The following is a 6,092-nucleotide window of genomic DNA, read 5'->3' on the forward strand; positions in this document are numbered from 1 at the left end:
GACCGTTCATCTGCTGACCGTTCATGTCCTCCCCGTTCGGTTCGAGGGCGATCGGGTTCTGGTGGCCGGGGCGCAGCGCGGGGTGGCCGGGGTAGCCCGACGCCGTGTCGCCCCCGAGTCGGGCGCGCCCCTGCACGGCCTCCTCAGACGTTCGCGTGCACGGCCTCGGTGGTGGGCTCGGGGTTCAGGTCGGGCCGCGCCGCCGGTGTCTGTGGGGGCGCGGCCGACGCGCGGCGGGTGAGTCGGGTGGCGAGGGGTTCGGTCCAGCGGGCGGTGAGGGGGCCGAGGACGACCAGGATGAGGACGTACGCCGTCGCGAGAGGGCCGACGCGAGGCTCGACGCCGACGGCGAGGCCCGCGATGACGATGGAGAACTCGCCCCGGGCGACCAGCGTTCCGCCCGCCCGCCAGCGGCCCTTGGCGGAGATCCCGGCCCGCCGGGCCGCCCAGTAGCCGGTGGCGATCTTCGTGACGGTGGTGACGGCGGCCAGCGCGAGGGCCGGGAGGAGGACGGGCGGGATGTCGGCGGGGTCGGTGTGCAGGCCGAAGAAGACGAAGAACACCGCGGCGAACAGGTCCCGCAGCGGGCTGAGGATGCTGCTGGCACCCTCAGCGACCTCACCGGACAGTGCGATGCCGACCAGGAACGCGCCCACGGCGGCCGAGACCTGGAGGTGCTGGGCGACCCCGGCGACGACGAGGGTGAGGCCGAGGACGACCAGGAGGAGCATCTCGGCGTTGTCGGAGGAGACGGCACGGCTGATCAGCCGGCCGTGGCGCAGGGCGACATAGAGGACGGCACCCACCGTGCCCAGGGCGATCAGGAGGGTGAGGGCGCCGCCCGCCAGGCTCACCCCGGCGAGGAGGGCGGTGAGGATCGGCAGGTAGACGGCCATGGAGAGGTCTTCGAGGACCAGGACGCCCAGCACGACCGGGGTCTCGCGGTTGCCGAGGCGGCGCAGGTCGCCGAGGACCTTGGCGATGACGCCGGAGGAGGAGATCCAGGTGACGCCGGCGAGGGCGACGGCGGCGACCGGGCCCCAGCCGAGCAGCAGCGCCATCGCGGCGCCGGGGGCGGCGTTGAGGACGAAGTCGACCGCGCCGGAGGGGTACTGGGTCTTGAGGTTGGTGACGAGTTCGGAGGCGCTGTATTCCAGGCCGAGCAGGAGCAGCAGGAGTATGACGCCGATCTCGGCGCCGGTGGCGACGAACTCCTCACTGGCCTGCAGGGGAAGTATGCCGCCCTGGCCGAAGGCGAGCCCGGCGAGCAGATAGAGGGGTATGGGTGAGAAGCCCACCCGTCCGGCGAGGCGGCCCAGCAGACCCAGGGCGAGAATGATCGCCCCGAGCTCGATGAGCATGGCTGTGGTGTTGTGCACGGGCGTCTGTCCTCCGTTGACGAGTGCGGTGACGGCGTCTGTGCCTGGTGCGGGTTCGAGTGCGAGTGCGAGTGCGAGTGCGAGTGCGAGTGCGGGTGCGGCTACGCCGGTCGCGGGCGGTCACGACCGCGACTGCGGGACGGCGGGGCCCGGCACACCGGTCGGGCGGGGCCTTCGGTGTCGTACGAGCGCGCGGGTTCACCCGCAGGGCCCGGTCGCCTACATGACGGAGCGTCGACTGCCCGAGGGCATCGGGCAGTCGACGAACTCTGCTACGGCCGCGAGGGCGTCAGCGCGCGGGGCGGTCGCTCGGGTCCGCGGCGCGGCCGGTATCGGGTACGGCGTCGCGAGCGGCGTTCACGACGCGCACGCGGACTACTCGACCCATGTCACGCCCCCCAACACGCCGTCGGCCGCATCACCGACCACCACTCGAACGAATGAGCAAATAAGCGCTCACCAGAGCGTCAGCGCTTGGTAAAGGATTCTAGCGCAATCCGAAAAGGTGAAATCACACAATAGGTAAAGCGCTACCCATTTCCCTTTACCTCGGGCTCATCCTGTCACTCGCCGATCTCGACCTTGCCGTTGCCGTTGCCGTGGCCGTGGCCGTTGCCCTTGCCGTTGCCGTTGCCGTTGCCGTTGCCGTTGCCGTTGCCACTGTGGCGCTCGGACCGCTCCCCCGACCGCTCCCCCGCCGTCGCACCACCGCCACCGCCCCGCGAGAGTCCCTTCAGGAGTTCCGCGAGGTCGACGCCCGTGGTGGAGCCGAGGAGTTCGATCCCCTGGGCGACGTTGTCGGCGACCGCGCGCGGGATGCGGGCGGCGCCGTCGGTCGAGATGACGGTCATCTTCTCCACCGCGGACAGCGGTTCGGACGCCTTGGCGACGACCTGGGGCAACACCTCGACGAGCATCTGCAGGACCGCCGCGTCGCCGTACCGCCCGAAGGCGTCGGCCTTCTGCCTCATCGCCTCGGCCTCGGCCGCGCCCTTCGCGCCGATCGCCGCCGCCTCCGCCTCGCCCTCCAGCCGCACCGCCTCGGCGATCGCCGCCCGCCGCGCCCGCTCCGACTCGCCCTGCCTGAGCCCCTCGACGGCCTCGGCCTCCGCCAGCGCGGTACGCCGCTGCTTCTCGCCCTCACCGGTCAGCCTCGCCCGCTCGGCCTCCGCCTGGGCACCCGCGATCTCGGCCAGCCGCTCGGCCTCGGCCTGCTTCACCCGGGCCACCCGCCGGGCCTCGGCCTCCTGTTCGGCCGCGTAACGCTGGGCGTCGGCGGGCTTGCGGACCTCGGTGTCCAGCTGCCGGTCCTTCAACGCCGCCTGCCGCTCCGCGACCTTCTCGTGTTCGGCGAGGATGTCCTGCTGACGGGCCGCCTCGGCGAGCGGGCCGGCCGCGTTCGCCTGGGCGGCGGCCGAATCCGTCTCGGCCTTGATCTCGGCCTGCTTGAGGGCGAAGGTCCGCTGGGCGACCGCGATCTCCTCCTCCGCCTTCAGCCGGGCCTGCTCGGCGGCGCGCCGGGCCACTGCCTCGGCGATGTCGGCCTCCTGCTTGGCGCGCGCGGCCTCCGGTCGGCCGAGGTCCTCCAGATAGGAGCCCTCGGTGGTGATGTCCTGGATCTGGAAGGCGTCCAGCACGAGGCCCTGCCCCGACAGGCTGGCCTCGGCCTCCTCGGCGACCTGACCGGCGAACGCCGCCCGGTCACGGATGACGTCCTCCACGGACATCCGGCCGACGATGGCCCGCAGCGCGCCCGACAGCACCTCCTGGGTGAAGCCGACGATGCCGTCCTGCTGCATCAGGAACCGCTGGGCGGCGGCCCGGATCGAGTCCTCGGTTCCGCCGACCTTGACGATGGCCACGCCTTCGAGGTTCGCCTTGATCCCGCGCAGGGTGACCGCACCGCGCACCGCCACCGGGATGTGACGTGACGACAGGTCCAGGGTGAACCGCTGCTGCACGAACGGCACGACGAACACCCCGCCGCCGACCACGACCTTCTGGCCGCTGTTGTCGGTGAACACCCGCCCGGTGTCCGGATCGGTGGCCTGCTTGCCACGCCGGCCGGTGACGATGAACGCCTCACTGGGACCGGCCACCTTGTAGCGGGTGACCACGACGAGAGCCAGCAGCACCAGGAGTACGACGACTCCCAGCACCGCGAGAACGACAGGACTCATGACAAATGCCCCCGAATCGCCTACGCGAAGAGAAGAGAGGAACGGAGAGGAACGGAGAGGAACGGAGAGGAACGGAACGGAAGAGGAGAGAGTGGCGGCTCAGCGGTCCACGGGGCGCACGACGACCGACGTGGCCGTAGGAGCCGCCTCCACCCACACCTCGGCGCCCCGGGAGACCGGCACCCCGCTGCGCGCGGCGAACTTCACCGGCTGCCCGGCCAGCCGGAGCAGCACCTCGCCGAACCCGTCGGCCGGAATGGCGGTCACCACATGGCCCGCGGTGCCCACCAGGTCGTCGCCCCGTGGGGCGACGGCCGTCTGATCACGCATCAGGGCCTGGCCGAAGCGGTACGTCAGCCAGGCCGCGCCGACCCCCAGGGCCGCACCGCATCCGGTGGCGACCACCGGGCCGACGTCGAGCAGTTCGGTCGCGAGGACCCCGCCGAAGCCGGTCGCCGCCAGGAATCCGGCGACGACCGGCAACGACAGCCACCCGTCCAGGGCGCCGTCCAGAACACCGTCGAACGCGCCGTCGAGCACCCCGTCGAAGACCAGCGACAGGGCGAGCAGCGCGACCCCCGTGATGCCGAGTCCGAAGAACCAGGCCATACGCGCCGTCCCCCTCTCACCCCGCCGCCGGTCTCCGGCTTGACGAGATCCTCACACGGGTAGGGGGGCCGGTTCATTGCCGTGTTCCGGCAACGTTCCCGTGCCTTTCCTTCCTGCTTCCCGGTTCAGGCCGCGGCGTGCCGTACGACCTCCGCGACCTCGTAGCCCGCCTCGACGACCGCCGCGCGGACGGCCGCGTCGTCGACCGCCTCCCCGCGCACGGTCACCAGGCCGGCCCGTACGTCGACATCGACCTCGGTGACGCCGGGCACCGCGACGACCTCCTCGGTGACGCTCGCGGCGCAGTGGCCGCAGCTCATGCCGGACACGGTGAAGTACTTCTCGGCCATGGGGTCGCTCCTGTCCTCGGTCGGCCCGGTGACTGTGCCGTAGGGGCTCACGAACCGCTTGGCACGAGGTACGGCGGACGGCCCCACCACGTTCAGTCAAGCCCCGGCAGGTGCCCCGTTCGAATTCGAGGTCGATATATAGAGGGCAAGGTCACAGCCGTGCCCCCTGCTGCTCCTTTGGGCCTCTGGCCTAGCATCCGAGCATGACAGTCCTGCCTGACGACGGGCTTGAGCTGGCCGCCGAGTTCCCTGACGCAACCCACGAGCAGTGGCACCGCCTCGTTTCGGGCGTGCTGCGCAAGTCGGGCAAGGACGTCGAGGGCGCTCAGGCCGAGGAAGCCCTGTCCACCGCGCTGGAGGACGGGCTGCGCACCCGTCCTCTGTACACCGCGCACGACACCGCGCCCCCTCCGGGATTCCCCGGCTTCGCGCCCTTCGTACGAGGAGGCCGGGCCGCGGGCAACACCGTCGGCGGCTGGGACGTACGCCAGCGGCACACGGCGGCGGACGGCGACGCGGTGCTCGCCGACCTGGAGAACGGCGTCACCTCTCTGTGGCTGGTGCTCGGCGGGGCCGGGCTCCCGGTGGCCTCGCTCGGCCGGGTCCTCGACGGTGTCCTCCTCGATCTCGCACCGGTCGTCCTGGACGCGGGCGCCGAGGTCGAGCCCGCCGCACGGGAGTTGCTGCGGCTGTACGCCGAGCGGGGCGTCGCCAAGGAGGCGGCGCGCGGCAACCTGGGCGCGGATCCCCTCGGCCACGAGGCCCGCACCGGACAGACGTACGACTTCGCCCCCGTGGCCGGGCTCGCCCGGCTGTGCGCCGAGGACTACCCGGGGCTGCGGGCCCTGACCGTGGACGCCCTGCCGTACCACGAGGCCGGTGGCTCGGCCGCACAGGAGCTGGGTGCCTCGCTCGCGACCGGTGTCGCGTATCTGCGGGAGCTGACCGAGGCCGGGCTGAGCGTGGAACAGGCCTGTGCGCAACTGGAGTTCCGGTACGCGGCGACCGCCGACCAGTTCCTGACGATCGCCAAGCTGCGGGCGGCGCGCCGGCTCTGGGCCCGGGTGGCCGAGGTGTGCGGGGTGCCCGCAGCCGGGGCGCAGACACAGCACGTGGTGACCTCGCCCGTGATGATGACGCGCCGCGACCCGTGGGTGAACATGCTGCGCACGACCATCGCCACGCTGGCCGCGGGTGCGGGCGGCGCCGACTCCGTCACCGTGCTGCCCTTCGACCACACGCTCGGGTTGCCGGACGCGTTCGCCCGGCGCATCGCCCGCAACACCTCCACGATCCTCATCGAGGAGTCCCACCTCTCCCGGGTGATCGACCCGGCGGGCGGCTCCTGGTACGTGGAACGCCTCACGGACGAACTCGCCCACGCGGGCTGGGAGTTCTTCCAGGGAATCGAGGGGCTGGGCGGCCAGTCGGCCGCGCTGCGTTCGGGCCGCCTCGGACAGGACCTCGCCGACACCTGGGCGGCCCGCGCCGGCAAGCTCGCCAAGCGCCGCGAACCGGTCACCGGCGTCAGCGAGTTCCCGCACCTGGCCGAGAAGCCGGTCGTCCGCGAGCCC

The 6,092-nt window shown here is 72.1% G+C and carries 5 protein-coding genes; 1 reads left to right on the forward strand and 4 read right to left on the reverse strand.

Annotated elements, in window-relative coordinates:
• Nucleotides 1–143: 143 nt before the first annotated feature.
• The 4 genes from AWZ10_RS04560 to AWZ10_RS04575 form a co-directional block, all read right to left on the reverse strand.
• Complete coding sequence (locus tag AWZ10_RS04560) at nt 144–1,379, reverse strand: cation:proton antiporter (protein ID WP_046706973.1); 1,236 nt, start codon at nt 1,377–1,379, stop codon at nt 144–146.
• A gap of 563 nt (nt 1,380–1,942) precedes the next feature.
• Nucleotides 1,943–3,559: an SPFH domain-containing protein gene (locus tag AWZ10_RS04565; RefSeq protein ID WP_079104289.1), complete on the reverse strand. Its 1,617-nt coding sequence runs from the start codon at nt 3,557–3,559 to the stop codon at nt 1,943–1,945.
• A 99-nt stretch (nt 3,560–3,658) separates the two neighbouring features.
• A complete protein-coding gene (locus tag AWZ10_RS04570) occupies nt 3,659–4,168 on the reverse strand; it encodes an NfeD family membrane protein (protein ID WP_060890502.1) in 510 nt (169 codons plus the stop codon).
• Between the two features lie 125 nt (nt 4,169–4,293).
• On the reverse strand, nt 4,294–4,518 hold the full coding sequence (locus AWZ10_RS04575; RefSeq protein WP_046706970.1) for a heavy-metal-associated domain-containing protein: 225 nt from the start codon (nt 4,516–4,518) through the stop codon (nt 4,294–4,296).
• Between the two features lie 203 nt (nt 4,519–4,721).
• On the opposite strand from AWZ10_RS04575, the gene AWZ10_RS04580 reads away from it, so the two are divergent.
• Nucleotides 4,722–6,092, forward strand: a 1,371-nt coding sequence (locus tag AWZ10_RS04580; protein WP_060890504.1) for a methylmalonyl-CoA mutase subunit beta, incomplete at its 3' end; no start/stop codon positions are given.

This window comes from Streptomyces europaeiscabiei, assembly GCF_001550375.1.
GTDB classification, from domain to species: Bacteria; Actinomycetota; Actinomycetes; order Streptomycetales; family Streptomycetaceae; genus Streptomyces; species Streptomyces europaeiscabiei.